Source organism: Undibacterium sp., assembly GCF_030683615.1.
Lineage (GTDB): Bacteria > Pseudomonadota > Gammaproteobacteria > Burkholderiales > Burkholderiaceae_D > Undibacterium > Undibacterium umbellatum.
In genome coordinates this window covers 113,427-130,258 of sequence record NZ_JAUXQE010000021.1, presented here as the reverse complement: position 1 = coordinate 130,258, position 16,832 = coordinate 113,427, and the positions used below count along the sequence as shown (strand labels likewise).

Here is a 16,832-nt window from a genome sequence, read left to right as displayed (position 1 = left end):
AATGCTCAACAACTCAGGGCATTCAGCTTTTCTTGCGTGGAGTATCCCCGGAGTAATATATGCGACTGACCACCAAAGGACGTTTTGCCGTGACGGCAATGATAGACCTGGCCCTGCGCCAGGATAAGGGACCCGTGACCCTGGCTGGCATCAGCCAGCGTCAGGATATATCCCTGTCCTATCTTGAACAGTTATTCGGGAAATTGCGCCGCCATGAAATCGTTGAATCCGTCCGAGGACCAGGCGGCGGATATAATCTTGCCCGCAAGGCGCAGAATGTCACCGTTGCCGATATTATCATTGCAGTTGACGAGCCTCTTGATGCAACGCAATGCGGTGGCAAAGGCAATTGTCATGGCAGCGACCATGAAAATGGCCTGCACTGCATGACGCACGACCTGTGGGCGACGCTGAACGCCAAAATGGTCGATTACCTGGATTCCGTTTCACTTCAGGACCTGGTCAATCAGCAAAGACAGAAAGCATCAGAAAACCATGTAGTCGTCATGCACCATACGCATGTCAATCACATTGCCTCTTGAATATTTGGAGTTTTGAATGAACGCCCCTTTGGAACAAAGCCTGCTCGACACCTTGAAGTCACCACACTTCCCTATTTATATGGATTATTCGGCGACGACGCCGGTTGACCCCCGTGTTGCCGATAAAATGATTCCCTTCCTGCGCGCGCAGTATGGCAATCCGGCTTCACGTAGCCATATGTACGGCTGGGATGCTGAAAAAGCAGTTGAAGATGCACGTGCGCAAGTGGCTGATCTTGTCAATGCTGATCCGCGTGAAATCATCTGGACTTCTGGCGCGACAGAAAGCAATAACCTGGCGCTGAAGGGTGCTGCAAACTTTTACAAGGCCAAAGGCAAGCACATCATCACGGTAAAAACCGAGCACAAAGCGGTGCTGGATACCGTGCGTGAACTGGAACGCCAGGGCTTTGAAGCAACCTATCTTCAACCGGGCGACAACGGCCTGATCACGATAGAACAATTAAAAGAAGCCATACGTCCGGACACCATTCTCGTGTCCGTCATGTGGGTCAATAATGAGATAGGCGTCATTCAGCCTATCGCTGAAATTGGTGAATTGTGCCGTGAAAAAGGCATCGTATTCCATTCCGATGCAGCGCAGGCGACTGGCAAGGTGCATATCGATCTGGAAAATACCAAGGTTGACCTAGTGTCTTTCTCTGCTCACAAATCTTATGGCCCGAAAGGCATAGGTGCGCTTTACATTCGCCGCAAGCCACGCGTGCGCCTCGAAGCACAGATGCACGGTGGCGGTCACGAACGTGGTTTCCGCTCAGGCACACTGGCACCGCATCAAATTGCTGGTATGGGCGAAGCCTTCCGCATCGCAAAAGAGGAAATGGAAAGCGAGCTGGCACATGTACGCTCCATGCGTGACCGCCTGGCAAAAGGCTTGCAAGAAATTGAAGAAACTTATGTCAATGGCGACATGGAACACCGTGTACCGCACAACCTGAATGTCAGTTTCAACTATGTTGAAGGTGAATCCCTGATCATGGCAATCAAGGATATTGCGGTATCGTCCGGATCTGCATGTACCTCAGCCAGTCTGGAACCGTCATACGTTCTGCGCGCACTGGGCCGCAGCGACGAACTGGCACATAGCTCGATACGCTTTACTATCGGTCGCTTTACGACAGAAGAAGATATCGACTTTACGATAGACCTGCTGAAGACCAAGGTTGCCAAGTTACGTGAATTGTCACCCCTCTGGGATATGTACAAGGACGGTATTGATATCTCCACTATTCAGTGGGCTGCGCATTAATTCATATTCATGGCGCATTTGAAAAACGCATTTAAGAAAATCAAGGAGCATCAAAATGGCTTACTCTGAAAAAGTGTTGGATCACTATGAAAATCCACGTAATGTCGGCGCCTTTGAAAAAGGCGATGACACTGTAGGTACCGGCATGGTCGGTGCACCTGCTTGCGGCGACGTCATGAAATTGCAAATCAAGGTCGGCGCTGATGGCGTCATCCAGGATGCCAAATTCAAAACTTATGGTTGTGGCTCTGCGATTGCGTCTTCTTCCCTGGTCACTGAATGGGTCAAGGGCAAGACATTGGACCAAGCCTTGGAGATCAAGAACACGGCAATTGCTGAAGAATTGGCACTGCCGCCGGTCAAGATTCACTGCTCTATTTTGGCGGAAGATGCGATCAAAGCTGCTGTGCTGGATTACAAGAACAAGCACAGCGCTGAACAAAGCGCCTGAAATTAGTTTCAAGATTCGTTTCAATAAAACTGGCAGCAAAAGTTTAGTAGCAAAAAAACTGGAATAAATATGGCTATCACACTCACAGAAAAAGCGGCAAAACATGTGACCCGTTATATGGAGCGTCGCGGCAAAGGCATAGGCCTGCGCTTTGGGGTACGTACAACCGGCTGCTCGGGCATGGCTTACAAGCTTGAGTATGTGGATGAGGTCGGCAATGACGACCAGATTTTTGAATCGCATGGCGTCAAGGTATTTGTTGACCCTAAAAGCCTGCCCTACATCGACGGTACCGAACTGGACTTTGCACGCGAAGGTTTGAATGAAGGCTTTAAATTCTACAACCCCAACGTCAAGGACGAATGTGGTTGCGGCGAAAGCTTCAGGATTTAAGGCTGGCGCAGATGCAGAATCATTTTGAGCTATTCCAGTTGCCGCAACAGTTTGCACTTGATCAGGGACAATTGGATGCAGCTTACCGCGAGGTGCAAAACCAGGTGCATCCGGACAAGTTTGTGCAAGCCAGTGAAGCTGAAAAACGCGTCGCCATGCAATGGGCAACCAGGGCAAATGAGGCTTATCAAACACTGAAAAAGCCGCTAAAACGCGCACGCTACCTATGCGAATTGCAGGGCGTGGATTTGCAGACAGAATCCAACACCTCCATGCCTGGCGCATTTTTGATGCAGCAAATGGAATGGCGCGAATCCTTTGACGACGCGCGACAGGACAATAATGAAGCTGCGCTGCTACGTCTCGAACGCGAACTGAACAGTGCCTTACGAACGCAATTGCATGCGGTTGGCAACTCGATAGACCTGGGTAACTTTGAAGAAGCTGCGCTGCAAATCCGTACCTGCATGTTTCTGGAAAAATTTATTGCCGATATCGCTGCTCTCGATGAGTAATTTCGAATAACCCGGCAAATCTGGCTATGCCGATTTGCCCTTTTTAGATGCTTAGCCATCCCACCTCACCATGGCATTACTGCAGATTTCTGAACCTGGCATGTCCACCGCTCCACACCAGCACAGGTTGGCAGTAGGCATAGATCTGGGCACCACCAATTCACTGGTTGCAACCGTACGTAATAGTATCCCCGAAGTGTTAAATGATGAAGAAGGTCGTCCTCTGCTACCTTCTGTAGTCCGCTATCTGCCGAATGGCCATGCGCATATAGGCTTCAAGGCCCAGGCCGAGCAAAGCAATGATCCCAGGAATACGATAGCCTCCGTCAAGCGCTTCATGGGTCGCGGCCTGAAAGACATCGCCTATGCTGAAAATCTGCCTTATGATTTTCATGATGAACCTGGCATGGTGCAGATCAAAACTGTAGCGGGCATCAAAAGCCCGGTAGAAGTCTCTGCCCAAATTCTGGCTACCCTACGCCAGCAGGCAGAAGATGCTCTTGGTGATGACTTGGTCGGCGCGGTGATTACTGTCCCCGCCTATTTCGATGATGCGCAAAGACAAGCTACAAAGGACGCAGCCAAGTTGGCAGGCCTGAATATCTTGCGTTTGCTAAATGAACCTACTGCAGCAGCAATCGCTTACGGTCTCGACAATGCATCTGAAGGCATCTATGCCGTCTACGATCTGGGCGGTGGCACATTTGATATCTCCATCTTAAGGATGAGCAAGGGTGTATTCGAAGTACTATCAACTGGCGGCGATTCTGCCCTGGGTGGCGATGATTTTGATCACCGACTGTTTTGCTGGATCTTGCAAGAATCCAAACTAGCACCATTGTCCGATGAAGATACCAGTGCACTGATGATCAAGGCACGCGAAGCTAAAGAAATCTTATCAAGCAAGCCCAGCACTTTTATCGATGCAAAGCTAAATTCTGGTGAATCTGTGCATTTGCAAATCAGTGCCACAGCATTTGCCACCATGACGCAAAACCTGGTAGTAAAAACCACGACTCCCTGCCGCAAAGCGCTGCGTGATGCCAACCTGACGGTGGATGATATTGATGGCGTCGTGCTAGTGGGTGGTGCGACGCGCATGCCGCATGTACGCAAGGCTGTCGCCGAATTCTTCCAGACTACACCCTTGGCCAATATTGATCCTGACAAGGTAGTGGCACTCGGTGCTGCGATACAGGCCAATCTGCTGGCAGGCAATCGCGCCCCTGGCGATGACTGGCTGTTGCTGGACGTAATTCCATTGTCATTGGGTGTGGAAACCATGGGCGGCCTGGCAGAAAAAGTCATCCCTCGCAATTCCACCATCCCTTGCGCCCGCGCTCAGGAATTTACGACATTCAAAGACGGACAAACCGCCATGGCCATCCATGTGGTGCAAGGCGAACGTGAACTGGTAAGCGAATGCCGCTCACTTGCACGCTTTGAATTGCGCGGCATTCCTCCTATGGCGGCCGGTGCTGCACGCATACGCATCACCTACCAGGTAGATGCCGATGGCTTATTGTCCGTTTCTGCACGCGAACTGCGCTCTGGTGTAGAAGCAGCGATCACCGTCAAACCATCTTATGGCCTGGCCGATGATGAAATCACGCGAATGCTGCAAGATTCTTTCACCTCGGCAGATTCAGACATGCAAGAACGTGCATTGCGCGAAGAAGGGGTGGAAGCGGAACGCATTTTACTGGCCACCCAATCTGCGTTGAATGGCGACGCCCAATTGCTCAACGATGCAGAGCAAGAACAGATCAAAGCATTGATGGATCAGGTCACCAAGCTGAAGGATGGAAAAGATCATCAATTATTGCATGCAGCCATCAGCGCACTCGCCGATGGCACCGAAGAATTTGCTGCTCGCCGCATGGACCAAAGTGTGCGCAGTGCATTGGCCGGAAAAAAACTGGATGAGATTGTCTGAACAGTAATTTCAGACATCACTCCTGGCCGTACCCATATATATTGAAATAGCTAGATTACGAGAACAACATGCCACAAATTATTGTTTTGCCGCACCCTCAACTTTGTCCAGAAGGAACTGTCATCGACGCACCGGAAGGAAAATCACTGTGCGAAGCTTTGGTTGAGAACGATGTGGAAATCGAGCATGCATGTGAAATGTCTTGCGCCTGCACCACTTGCCATGTGGTCGTGCGTGAAGGCTTCAAGTCATTGAATGAATCAACTGATGACGAAGAAGATTTGCTGGATGCAGCCTGGGGACTGGAAGCAACTTCACGCCTGTCTTGCCAAGTCAAGCTTGGCAAGCAGGATATCACTATCGAAATCCCCAAGTACACAATCAACCACGCACGCGAAAATCATTAATATTGATTTTCACGTACTCGCCGTTAGCATTTGCAAAAGTCGAGCTCAACATGAAATGGACAGACACCTACAGAATCGCCGAAGCACTTTGCGATAAGCTCCCTGATATTGACCCACTTACAGTACGCTTTACCGACTTGCATAACTGGATCGTCGATCTTGAAGCGTTTGACGACGATCATGCACGCGGTGGTGAGAAGATACTTGAAGCCATACAAATGGCCTGGATAGCCGAAAGCAAATAATCCCGTCAGCGTCCATGATCACAATAAAGCGGCAATTTGCGAATTTTTTGGTCATTTGGATACACAGAATGAACACGCAATAATCATAACTTGCTGAAACGCAAAAAACCTTTTAGTATTTTAGAATTGTTTGTGCGATCATCAAGCAAGCAGGTGCATGTTAAATCTGTATATGAATGTCTTGCGGGAAATTGCATCCTGTTCCCCCTGACTATACCTCCTGGGAAATGTTGCACAAGGACCTAGCAATGCAGTTTCGACATCTTCTATCCGCACTACGCCGCCGAATCACGCTAAGACTGGCGATTATTCTGGCTGTTGTATTCGGGTTAACCGTCCCCGCTGCAATACTTATCCCCTACCACCTGCACACGATAGAAACTGCAGCGCAACTCAGGAATGCGGAAGATCATAATCGTCTGGTCGAAATTCTTTCTGTCATATTAAGCGAACCTTTGTGGCAAATAACACCGGAGATCGCCAATATCTCCAGTGAAGTAGTGTACTCCGACCCCAGGGTAGCGACCATAGAAGTGATCACCCTGCCCGACCGCAAGGATTTCATCAGGAACGACACCAGAAAAAAGACCCAGAAAGGACCTTTCACCAGCATGGCGAGAGAGATCAAGCATGGTGGTCAGGTGATAGGGCAGGTACGGCTGACATTGGCTGAAGACTTGCTACAAGAAAGCCTGGCCTCTGATTTTCGGCGTTATGTCACTACTGCTGTACTGTCCCTGGTTCTGGCTATATTGTTCATTCTCGTGGTCTTACAATGGCGCCTGGTGCAACCAGTCAGGATCTTGATGGGTGAGTCTGACCGCTTGGCAAACGGTGAGTTGAATGATCCCATCGCATTGAACCGTGAAGATGAATTAGGCCATTTAGCAACTAGCCTGGAAGCGACGCGTCAGGCATTGCAAAGGTCATTCGGTGAACTGGAGATCAAAAATCAGCAATTACTTGAATATTCAGGAACGCTGGAATCAAAAGTAAGACAACGCACTCAAGAGCTGGAAACAGTGAATCAAAATCTGGAGGCCGCTTTGACCAATGTGAACTCTGCCCAGGCAGAATTGGCGCGAGTAGAACGCATGGCAGCACTTGGCTCCATGGTCGCAGGCGTCGCACATGAACTCAACACCCCACTTGGCAATTGCCTGCTGGTTGCAAGTACCCTGGAGGAAGAAACCCGCAATCTGGTCAAGATGGTTGAAGAAGGCAAAATGAAGCGTTCTGACCTCACCCGTTATGCGACTACGGCAGTAGATTCGACCAAGCTGCTGTTGCGTGGCTTACAACAATCTGCTCATCTGGTTGGCGACTTCAAGCAAGTTGCAGTTGATCAGTCCAGCGCCCAGCGCAGGCAATTTGCCTTGCTGGTCATGCTGCAAGAGTTGACTGCGCTGTTGCACTCCAGCTTGCGCAAAACCCCTTTCACGCTGGAACTTGATATTCCAGGCGAAATACAACTCGACAGCTATCCCGGCTTGCTGGGTCAGGTATTTACGAATCTGGTCAACAATGCAGTTGCGCACGGACTGGAGGGGCGCGAGGAAGGTCACATGCACTGCACAGCAGAACAACATGGTGACCATGTCATCATTGTCTTTGAAGACAATGGCAAGGGCATTTCTGCAGAAATCATTAACAGAATTTTCGAACCCTTCTTTACCACCAAGTTTGGCCAGGGTGGCAGTGGACTGGGCTTAAGTATTACCTTCAATATCATCTCCAATGTTCTTGGCGGCACCATTCATGCCTCCAGTGTAGTTGGTCAAGGCACCCGATTCGAAATCAAATTGCCATTGGTCGCACCGGGCGAACCAGAATCAAGCAATCCACTACTAAGCAAGCGCTGATCAGCAGCACCCTGCACTAAAAGTCACGTCTGCGCACCCCCTTGGCCGAAGCCATTGCAATCCCCAAGTGTTTTCTGTTGCCCTAAGGTATACTAGTGCTTTAGCAAAGAAGATAATTCAACATAGTAATTTATTAAGCCCCATGCACCAATACCTTGACTTCATGCGCCATGTAAAAGAAAACGGCACAAAAAAAACCGACAGAACCGGCACCGGCACGGTGTCTGTCTTTGGTTATCAGATGCGCTTTGACCTCAGCAAGGGTTTTCCGTTGGTGACAACCAAGAAGCTACACCTCAAGTCCATCGTTCACGAACTTATCTGGTTTTTGGCAGGTTCAACCAATATCAAATATCTGACCGACAATGGCGTATCTATTTGGAACGAATGGGCAGATGTCAACGGTGACCTTGGGCCAGTCTATGGTTCTCAATGGCGCAACTGGCCCACGCCGTCTGGTGAACACATAGATCAGATCAAGCAGGTCATAGAACAAATACGCAATAATCCCGATTCGCGCCGGCTTATTGTCTCTGCCTGGAATGTCGCCGACATTCCACAGATGAAATTGCCGCCCTGCCATATGATGTTTCAGTTTTACGTCGCTGATGGCAAATTATCTTGCCAGTTGTATCAGCGCAGTGCCGATATCTTTCTTGGTGTGCCTTTCAATATAGCCTCTTATGCCTTGCTGACGCACATGGTGGCGCAGCAAACAGGTTTGGAAGTTGGTGATTTTATCTGGACCGGTGGCGACTGCCACTTGTATTCCAATCACCTGGACCAAGTTAACGAACAATTATCACGTAGCACTTTGCCATTAGGTCAATTGGTCATCAAACGCAAACCTGAATCCATCTTTAATTATCAATTTGATGATTTTGAGTTTGCCAATTACCAATTTCACCCAGCAATCAAAGCGCCCGTTGCTGTTTAACACCTGGATTCATGAGCATGTCATCTTTAAGTATTATAGTTGCAACCGATTCCAAGCTGGGTATAGGCGTGGACAATAAATTGCCCTGGCATTTGCCGGAGGATCTGGCACATTTCAAACGTACTACGAGTGGTCATGCCATCATCATGGGCAGGAAGACTTTTGAATCCATAGGTCGCCCCCTGCCGAACAGACGCAATATTGTCGTTACGCGCAATCGTGAATGGCTACACGCCGGGGTTGAGACGGTTACATCACTGGACGCAGCCAGGAACTTGCTGAATGATGATTTCGCCTACATTATTGGCGGTGCCGAGATTTACCAGCAAAGCATGCCCCTTGCGAATGAGCTGGTAGTGACTGAGATACAACATGAATTTTCATGTGATGCTTTTTTCCCTGTGATCAATCCACTAATATGGAATGAGACTAAAAGAGAAAAACATTACTCTGAAGAAAATAATTTGCACTTTGCATTTGTTACATACAAAAAGATTTAGGATTACTATGTCAGGACACGGGTTTCACGTACACGGACCACATGATCATGAATTGGAACATGCTGCACACAGCAATGATGATTTTGCCAGTAGAATTGCGGTAATGACTGCCATTATGGCAACGGTAGGCGCTTTATTTGGTTATCAGGGTGGTGCCACACAAAATGATGCGGCCATGTTCAAAAACAATTCCGCCATTAAAAAGACTGAGGCATCGAACTTATGGAACCATTACCAATCGAAGTCTAGCAAGCAAAACCTGGCTGAATTGGCAATTGAAATACCCGGCGTTGACACCAAAAAGTATAAAGCTGACGCTGAACGCTACAAGTCAGAGAAAGAACAAATTAAAAAAGAAGCTGAAGCCCTGGAAAAAGTTAGCCTGGATTGGGAGGACAAGTCCAAAGCAGCCTTACATCAGCATCATCGCTGGGCGCAGGCCATGACAGCAGTGCAAATTGCGATATCTCTGGCTGCAATCACTTTGTTGACCAAGAAAAAGTGGCTGCAATATGCCTCGTACAGCGTAGCTGGCGTTGGTGCTGTCCTGGCGGGACTTGCTGCCTTACATATATAAACAGATGAGAACATAATGAAAAAAATACTCGGCATCACATTATTGGCGATGACCTGTTCGGCGGGAGCCCAGACGTCACAATTTGTGCAACTGGTCCCCACTAGCTACCTGCCAAAGGATGTGAATTTTTCTTTGGGTGCAGTTGCACTGAGCATACCTAAATACACAGGCTCAGATGAGCGCCGCCTGGCTGCCTATCCCATGTTTGATGCACAATGGAAAAATGGCGCATTTTTTAGTGCAGTAAATGGTCTGGGTTATAATTTTTCAAAAGATGCCAGCCTGCAATATGGCTTGCGTCTGACTTTAGAAGGAGCCCGGGATGAGTCACGCTCAGGAAAACTTCGCGGCCTGGGTGATGTCAATACTGCAGTTGAGACGGGTGCATTCCTGAATTACAATCTTGACCAGAATTTCTCCCTGGCGTCATCGATACGTTATGGATCTGGACTAGACCATAACGGTGTACAAGTCAGTTTTGGTGCGCGAGCCAGTACCTTATTGAGTCCACAACATAGATTGTCTGCCAGCATTGGTGCAAACTGGGTTAATTCTGCCTACATGCAGTCTTACTACGGCGTTACTGCAGCACAATCGGCTGCGAGTGGTTATGCGCAATATACCCCCTCCTCTGGCATCTCGGACATCAAGCTAGGTGCGACCTGGCATTGGAATATAGACAACAACTGGTCACTTACCACTGGTGCCTCTGTAAGCCGTCTCAGCGGCGATTCAGGCAAAAGCCCTTTTGTATTCCAGAAAAATCCCGTCACTGTCTTTTCAGCTGCAAGTTATCGCTTCTGACAACGGCGCGTGCAAAAATCACTTTGACCCCAAAGCGCTCAGTTGAGCGCTTTTTTCTTCATGCCTTGGCTCTTGAAAGCCGACTCGTTTTGCTTGAATAAAATTCGTGTCGGTGACCATTTAACTAAGCAAGATACGGCGCGATTCCAGATTTGATGACAATCAGATGAAATTTTGCATTTCAAGTCAGAAACCTGCGATTTTTTAACATTAGCCCCCACATATCTGAGAGAATTCGCTTCTTTGAATTTTCGGCGCGCAAGCGGTTGATTTAACTTGCCCAGGCGTCTCCCTTGTAACAAGCTTTTTTGGAGACCTCCATGAAATTCCGCTTCCCCATCGTCATCATCGACGAAGACTTCCGTTCTGAAAACACCTCTGGCCTTGGCATACGCGCACTTGCCGACGCCATAGAAACCGAAGGCATGGAAGTATTGGGTGTGACCAGCTATGGTGACTTATCCCAGTTTGCCCAACAACAATCCCGCGCATCTGCCTTCATCCTTTCTATTGACGATGAAGAATTTGGCGATGGCACTGATGAAGAGACAGATTACGCACTAAAGTCTCTGCGTGCCTTCGTCGAAGAAATTCGCTACAAAAATGCGGACATCCCTATTTATCTGTACGGTGAAACACGCACCTCACGGCATATTCCGAATGACATCCTGCGCGAACTTCACGGCTTCATTCATATGTTTGAAGACACACCAGAATTCGTGGCTCGCCATATCATACGCGAAGCACGCTCTTACCTCGATGGCCTGGCACCACCGTTTTTCCGTGCCTTGGTGCATTATGCCAATGATGGATCCTACTCCTGGCATTGCCCTGGTCACTCGGGCGGCGTGGCTTTCCTGAAGTCGCCTATCGGCCAGATGTTCCATCAATTCTTTGGTGAAAACATGCTGCGCGCTGACGTGTGTAACGCGGTGGAAGAACTGGGCCAATTGCTGGACCATACTGGTCCGGTCGCCGCATCCGAGCGCAATGCTGCACGCATTTTCAATGCTGACCATTGCTATTTCGTGACCAATGGCACGTCAACATCCAACAAGATGGTCTGGCACTCGACAGTGGCCCCTGGCGATATCGTCGTGGTCGATCGCAACTGCCATAAATCCATTTTGCACTCCATCATCATGTGTGGTGCGATACCGGTTTTTCTGATGCCTACCCGTAATCACCTTGGTATCATCGGTCCTATCCCGCTGGAAGAATTCAGCATGGAAAGCATACAAAAGAAGATTGAAGCCAATCCTTTTGCACGCGAAGCCAAGAACAAGAAACCACGCATCCTGACCATCACGCAATCAACTTACGACGGCGTGCTGTACAACGTCGAAGTATTGAAAGACTTGCTGGACGGCGAAATTGATACCCTGCACTTTGACGAAGCCTGGTTGCCGCATGCGACTTTCCATGACTTTTATAAAGACATGCATGCAATCGGCAAGGACAGGCCGCGCGCCAAGAAGTCGATGATTTTCTCTACCCAGTCTACGCATAAACTGCTAGCAGGAATTTCGCAGGCATCGCAAATTCTGGTACGTGAATCCGAGACCCGCAAACTCGATCGCGACAGCTTCAATGAAGCCTACCTGATGCATACTTCGACTTCTCCCCAGTATTCGATCATCGCATCTTGCGATATTGCAGCTGCAATGATGGAAGCACCAGGCGGCACCGCACTGGTAGAAGAATCCATACTGGAAGCTCTGGACTTCCGCCGCGCCATGCGCAAGGTAGATCAGGAATGGGGCAAAGACTGGTGGTTCCAGGTCTGGGGACCAGAGGAGTTTGCTGCAGATGGCATAGGTTCACGCGAAGACTGGATGATACGTGCCGAAGATAACTGGCATGGTTTTGGTAAACTGGCACCAGGCTTCAATATGCTTGACCCGATCAAGGCTACCATCGTGACGCCGGGCCTGTCGCTGGAAGGTAAATTTGGTTCGACTGGCATCCCTGCTTCCATCGTCACCAAATACCTGGCTGAGCATGGCGTAATCGTTGAAAAATGTGGCCTGTATTCTTTCTTCATCATGTTCACCATCGGCATCACCAAGGGCCGCTGGAATACTCTGCTAACTGCCTTGCAACAGTTCAAAGACGACTACGATAAGAACCAGCCTATGTGGCGCATCTTGCCGGAGTTTGCTGCGGCCAACCCACGCTATGAAGGCGTGGGCCTGAAAGACCTGTGCCAGGGCATACATGAAGCTTACAAGGGTCATGATGTGGCACGCTTGACAACAGAGATGTATTTGTCCGACATGCAGCCTGCGATGAAACCGTCTGATGCTTTTGCGATGATGGCACACCGCGAAACTGAGAGAGTATCCATTGATGAACTTGAAGGGCGGGTCACTGCGATTTTGTTGACCCCTTACCCACCAGGCATTCCGTTATTGATTCCTGGTGAGCGCTTCAATCAGACTATTGTTGATTACTTGCGTTTTGTGCGCGACTTCAATGAAAAATTCCCAGGCTTTGAAACGGATTGCCATGGTCTGGTCAAGGCAGAGATCGATGGTAAGCGCGGTTATTTCGTGGACTGCGTCAAATCCACTGCAGAATCAGGCAAATAAGCTCCCCAAAAGCAGTTAAATCCGCAAAGCTAAGTCTTTTAAAAAGCACTTATCGCCAGAGAAAGGCGGTAAGTGCTTTTTATTATACAAACGAGCAACATTACACTTAATTTGCTCTGATTTTCGAGATACAATCAATTTGGTATTTCACATTACGGATACAGGACATGGGTGGTGCATCAGGACTAATGCCAATCAAACACGCTGAAATCAGCGTAGGTCAGACCGTACCTTGGGCCATCTATGATGAACAAGGCCATTTACTGATGGCATCTGGAGTCAAGGTAGAAAGCCAGCATCAACTGGACGGATTGCTGGAACATGGCTATTGCAATCCAGACGCCATGTGGGACACCATCCCATCCAAGATGGCGCCTATTTCCAAACCTGTTTCATCTCAACCAGGATCCCCAGGTAGCAGCTCTTCGCAACAAGATGCTCACAAAGATGTGCTGATGGAGTTAGACAGCGTGCGCTGGAATGTGGGTGAAATCCTCTACCTGCAGGTCCATGATCATACTGCTGTTCGCTATACGGTAAAGTTGATCGGCTTTGTCAAGAACATGTCCATCATGGTGACTGCGCCTACCGTCGATGGCAAGGCCGTTATCATTCGTGACGGTCAAACTTTTATCGTACGCGCGTTTCCAGGCAAAAAGGCTTATGCATTTACGGCCTCAGCAATCAAATCCGTATATTCGCCCCACCCTTACCTTCATATTTCTTACCCGAAACAAGTACGCTGCACGACGATTCGTCAGGGATCCCGCGCGGCCGTCAAAATTATTGCATCCCTCACCATTGGCGATCCTGAACAAACAGCCGCTGCAACAATAGGCGACCTCAGCATGGGTGGCGCGTCAGGAGTCATCAAGAAGGCGGTTGGCAAAAAAGGGGATCTGGGTATCATCAAGTTCAAGGTCAGCGCGGCGGGGAATGACGAGTATCTATGTTTGAATGTGATATTGCGGTCGCAAGCACCCACGGAAAATGGCCTTGAGTACAGACACGGTTTTGAATTTATTGATGTTTCAGCACAATCAAAACTGATACTCTCTGCTTTCGTTCACCAAACCCTGGCCGAAATGGATTAAGTAATTGACATCCGTTCGCAAAAGGTCTGATTTTTCTGACAAGTAGGATAATTTCCCGACAATAAATTTGCGCCAGCAAATTACATCTGCTTACTCTTAATATCAATTCATGTAAAGCCTAACTGTTTGTTACACTTTATGGAGATTTCCACCATAGGCATGGATTAAAATTAGCTTTCCAGGATGAAATAATCTGGAAACAGACAATTAGGGGTCACCATGCCAAGTTTCAGACTCATCACACTCAAGCACAGCTTGCTTGTGCTTTCAGTTATCGCACTAAGTTCCTGTGGTGGCGACGAAAAAACAACTACTCCTGCGAGCGCTGCTGCCCCTGCGCCAGTTTCAGCATTACAAAGACTATTTGCACCAGCGCCAAACATCAGCAGTACGGTGGCGAACTTTAACGGCAATCGTTCAAGCTATACCATTACCAACAATGGCTCTGGATATACAGTCAAAGATAATGTTGGAACAGATGGCACAGTTAGCCTGGCCACTACTACTCAGCAGTTGATTTTTAAAGATGTGTCGGTCAACCTGCAAATCGAAAGCTTGGCCTCCAGCATCGCTTCCAGCGATTTGAATGCAATCATAGAACTGTACATTGCCTATTTCAACCGCATACCCGACTCCAATGGACTTGCTTACTGGATCAATCAATTCAAGAGCGGCGTATCAATAGAAAAAATAGGCGAATCTTTTTACATCGCCGCCATACAAGATGCTGCACTAACAGGCTACGCTCCCAATGCCAACAATGTCGATTTTGTTACCAACGTCTATCGCAATGTGCTGAGCCGCACACCACCTGACAAGGCTGGCCTGGATTACTGGACTAACGGCTTGGCCAATGGATCAGTCACACGCGGTATTGTGGTACGTTCCATGCTCATTGCTACACATGGTTATGCTGGCGACCCTGTGTATGGCTGGGTGAACAGTTTATTTGAAAACAAAGTCAGCGTTGCCAAAAACTTTGCCATTCAACAGGGGCTGACCTATCTACGTACGGAGGATTCAATTACCAAAGGCATGGCGCTTGCATCAACGGTGACGCCCACAGATACCAGTGTCGCCAATGGTTTAATACAAGCCCTGGTTGGTTTTCAATCGAATAATACAAATGCACCAACACCAGCGCAAGCGTCCCGTTTTCTCGCACAAGCCAGCTTTGGCGCAAATAATGTAGAGATCAATAGTCTTGCCAATAGCAGCTACAAAGACTGGATAGACAAACAGCTTGTCATGCCTCAAAAGTTGCACCGTAGTTATATGGAAGCACAAGCAGCTGGCTTTATTAACGGACTGAAAGACCTCAATCAGAATCATTTTTTTGAGTCTTTCTGGCAGCAGGCAATCAAAGGCGACGATCAATTAAGGCAACGCGTCACCTTCGCCCTTTCTCAAATATTTGTAATCTCCTTTCAGGACAGTAATGTCGCCAACTACCCGCGAGGCGTGGCAGCTTACTACGACACCCTGAGCGCCAATGCCTTTGGCAATTTCCGCAACTTGCTGGAGGCTGTCAGCCTGCATCCCATGATGGGAACGTATTTGACTTCCTTACGAAATCAAAAAGAATCAGGAACCCAGGTGCCCGACGAGAATTACGCTCGTGAAGTCATGCAACTGTTCACTATAGGTTTATATCAATTGAATCAGGATGGCACTTATATCATGAACGGCGGGAAGCCTGTAGAAACCTATACCAGCGCTGATATCACTGGCTTGGCCAAGGTATTCACCGGCTGGAGCTGGGCCGGACCTGACAAGAGTGATAATCGCTTTTTTGGTGGCAACGCAGATGCCAATCGTGAATGGCTACCCATGCAGGGCTATCCAAAATATCACTCTGTCACCGCCAAGACCTTCCTGGGGGTGACGATTCCTGCGCAATCACCAGCCAATCCTGATGCTAGCCTGAAAATCGCTTTGGATACCTTGTTCAACCACCAAAACGTGGGGCCATTCATTGGCAAGCAATTGATACAACGCCTGGTCACCAGCAACCCTAGTCCGCAATATATCTCCAGAGTTGCCGCTGCTTTTAATAATAACGGCTCTGGTGTAAGAGGAGATATGCGCGCTGTCATTAAGGCGATATTGTTGGACAATGAAGCACGCAATGATACGACTCTGACTTTCTCCAATACGGGAAAACTAAGAGAGCCAGTATTGCGCCTGGCAAACTGGATGCGTGCATTCAACGTCAACTCAACTTCTGGCCGCTTCCTGATGACCAGTCTTGATGACCCTTTGACTGGCCTGGCGGAAACACCCATGCGCTCGCCTTCCGTATTTAACTTCTATCGACCTGGTTATGTTCCGCCAAATTCCGGCATCGCCAATGCTGGCCTGGTATCACCTGAAATGCAAATCACCGGGGAAACTTCAGTCGTCGGCTACTTGAACTTCATGCGCGATGTTATTCCGAATGGTACTGGCTCGTCACGCGATGTCAAAGGGAATTACACCAACCTGATCGCCCTCGCAGCCACCCCAGATCAATTGATCGATCAACTGAGTTTGACTTTGATGGCCAACCAGATGAGTAGTAATTTACGTAGTCAAATTTTGACAGCGGTCAATTCTGTCACCATACCGACAAATAACACTGCCAATGCAGATACTGCGAAAAAGAATCGCGTCTACCTGTCAATTTTTCTGACTATGGCCTCACCTGAATATCTGGTCCAAAAATGAAC

16 protein-coding genes are annotated in these 16,832 nt (G+C 48.6%); all 16 read left to right on the top strand.

From position 1 onward, the window contains the following. The first annotated feature begins 59 nt into the window (after window positions 1-59). The 16 genes from iscR to Q8K39_RS09955 all read left to right on the top strand — a co-directional run bounded on the left by iscR (window position 60) and on the right by Q8K39_RS09955 (window position 16,830). On the top strand, window positions 60-542 hold the full coding sequence (gene iscR / locus Q8K39_RS10030; RefSeq protein ID WP_162041504.1) for a Fe-S cluster assembly transcriptional regulator IscR: 483 nt from the start codon (window positions 60-62) through the stop codon (window positions 540-542). 16 nt (window positions 543-558) lie between these two features. After that, window positions 559-1,812: an IscS subfamily cysteine desulfurase gene (locus Q8K39_RS10025; RefSeq protein ID WP_186951508.1), complete on the top strand. Its 1,254-nt coding sequence runs from the start codon at window positions 559-561 to the stop codon at window positions 1,810-1,812. A gap of 55 nt (window positions 1,813-1,867) precedes the next feature. After that, complete coding sequence (iscU, locus tag Q8K39_RS10020) at window positions 1,868-2,263, top strand: Fe-S cluster assembly scaffold IscU (protein ID WP_186951509.1); 396 nt, start codon at window positions 1,868-1,870, stop codon at window positions 2,261-2,263. Window positions 2,264-2,332: 69 nt separating this feature from the next. Then, window positions 2,333-2,656, top strand: a complete 324-nt coding sequence (gene iscA, locus Q8K39_RS10015) for an iron-sulfur cluster assembly protein IscA (RefSeq protein WP_110253627.1) — start codon at window positions 2,333-2,335, stop codon at window positions 2,654-2,656. 11 nt (window positions 2,657-2,667) lie between these two features. Next, the gene (hscB, locus tag Q8K39_RS10010) at window positions 2,668-3,171 is read left to right on the top strand and encodes a Fe-S protein assembly co-chaperone HscB (protein ID WP_186951510.1); all 504 of its coding nucleotides are present in this window, start codon (window positions 2,668-2,670) and stop codon (window positions 3,169-3,171) included. Window positions 3,172-3,241: 70 nt separating this feature from the next. Then, window positions 3,242-5,107, top strand: coding sequence for a Fe-S protein assembly chaperone HscA (gene hscA / locus Q8K39_RS10005; protein WP_305259813.1), 1,866 nt, complete (start codon window positions 3,242-3,244; stop codon window positions 5,105-5,107). A gap of 68 nt (window positions 5,108-5,175) precedes the next feature. Beyond that, window positions 5,176-5,514, top strand: a complete 339-nt coding sequence (gene fdx, locus Q8K39_RS10000; protein ID WP_186951512.1) for an ISC system 2Fe-2S type ferredoxin — start codon at window positions 5,176-5,178, stop codon at window positions 5,512-5,514. 50 nt (window positions 5,515-5,564) lie between these two features. Further along, on the top strand, window positions 5,565-5,759 hold the full coding sequence (iscX, locus tag Q8K39_RS09995) for a Fe-S cluster assembly protein IscX (RefSeq protein ID WP_305259810.1): 195 nt from the start codon (window positions 5,565-5,567) through the stop codon (window positions 5,757-5,759). Window positions 5,760-6,007: 248 nt separating this feature from the next. Then, window positions 6,008-7,621 (top strand): sensor histidine kinase, encoded by a 1,614-nt coding sequence (locus Q8K39_RS09990; protein ID WP_186951514.1) that lies wholly within the window; start codon window positions 6,008-6,010, stop codon window positions 7,619-7,621. A 142-nt stretch (window positions 7,622-7,763) separates the two neighbouring features. Then, on the top strand, window positions 7,764-8,558 hold the full coding sequence (locus Q8K39_RS09985; RefSeq protein ID WP_305259807.1) for a thymidylate synthase: 795 nt from the start codon (window positions 7,764-7,766) through the stop codon (window positions 8,556-8,558). Between the two features lie 17 nt (window positions 8,559-8,575). Then, the gene (locus tag Q8K39_RS09980; protein ID WP_186951516.1) at window positions 8,576-9,058 is read left to right on the top strand and encodes a dihydrofolate reductase; all 483 of its coding nucleotides are present in this window, start codon (window positions 8,576-8,578) and stop codon (window positions 9,056-9,058) included. Window positions 9,059-9,065: 7 nt separating this feature from the next. After that, on the top strand, window positions 9,066-9,635 hold the full coding sequence (locus Q8K39_RS09975; RefSeq protein ID WP_305260314.1) for a DUF4337 domain-containing protein: 570 nt from the start codon (window positions 9,066-9,068) through the stop codon (window positions 9,633-9,635). 15 nt (window positions 9,636-9,650) lie between these two features. After that, a complete protein-coding gene (locus tag Q8K39_RS09970; RefSeq protein ID WP_186951517.1) occupies window positions 9,651-10,439 on the top strand; it encodes a MipA/OmpV family protein in 789 nt (262 codons plus the stop codon). A gap of 320 nt (window positions 10,440-10,759) precedes the next feature. Next, window positions 10,760-13,030: an arginine/lysine/ornithine decarboxylase gene (locus Q8K39_RS09965; RefSeq protein WP_186951518.1), complete on the top strand. Its 2,271-nt coding sequence runs from the start codon at window positions 10,760-10,762 to the stop codon at window positions 13,028-13,030. 167 nt (window positions 13,031-13,197) lie between these two features. Next, complete coding sequence (locus tag Q8K39_RS09960; protein WP_186951519.1) at window positions 13,198-14,124, top strand: flagellar brake protein; 927 nt, start codon at window positions 13,198-13,200, stop codon at window positions 14,122-14,124. Between the two features lie 219 nt (window positions 14,125-14,343). Beyond that, entirely contained in the window at window positions 14,344-16,830 is a 2,487-nt protein-coding gene (locus Q8K39_RS09955; RefSeq protein ID WP_305259804.1) for a DUF1800 family protein, read from the top strand. Window positions 16,831-16,832: the final 2 nt, after the last annotated feature.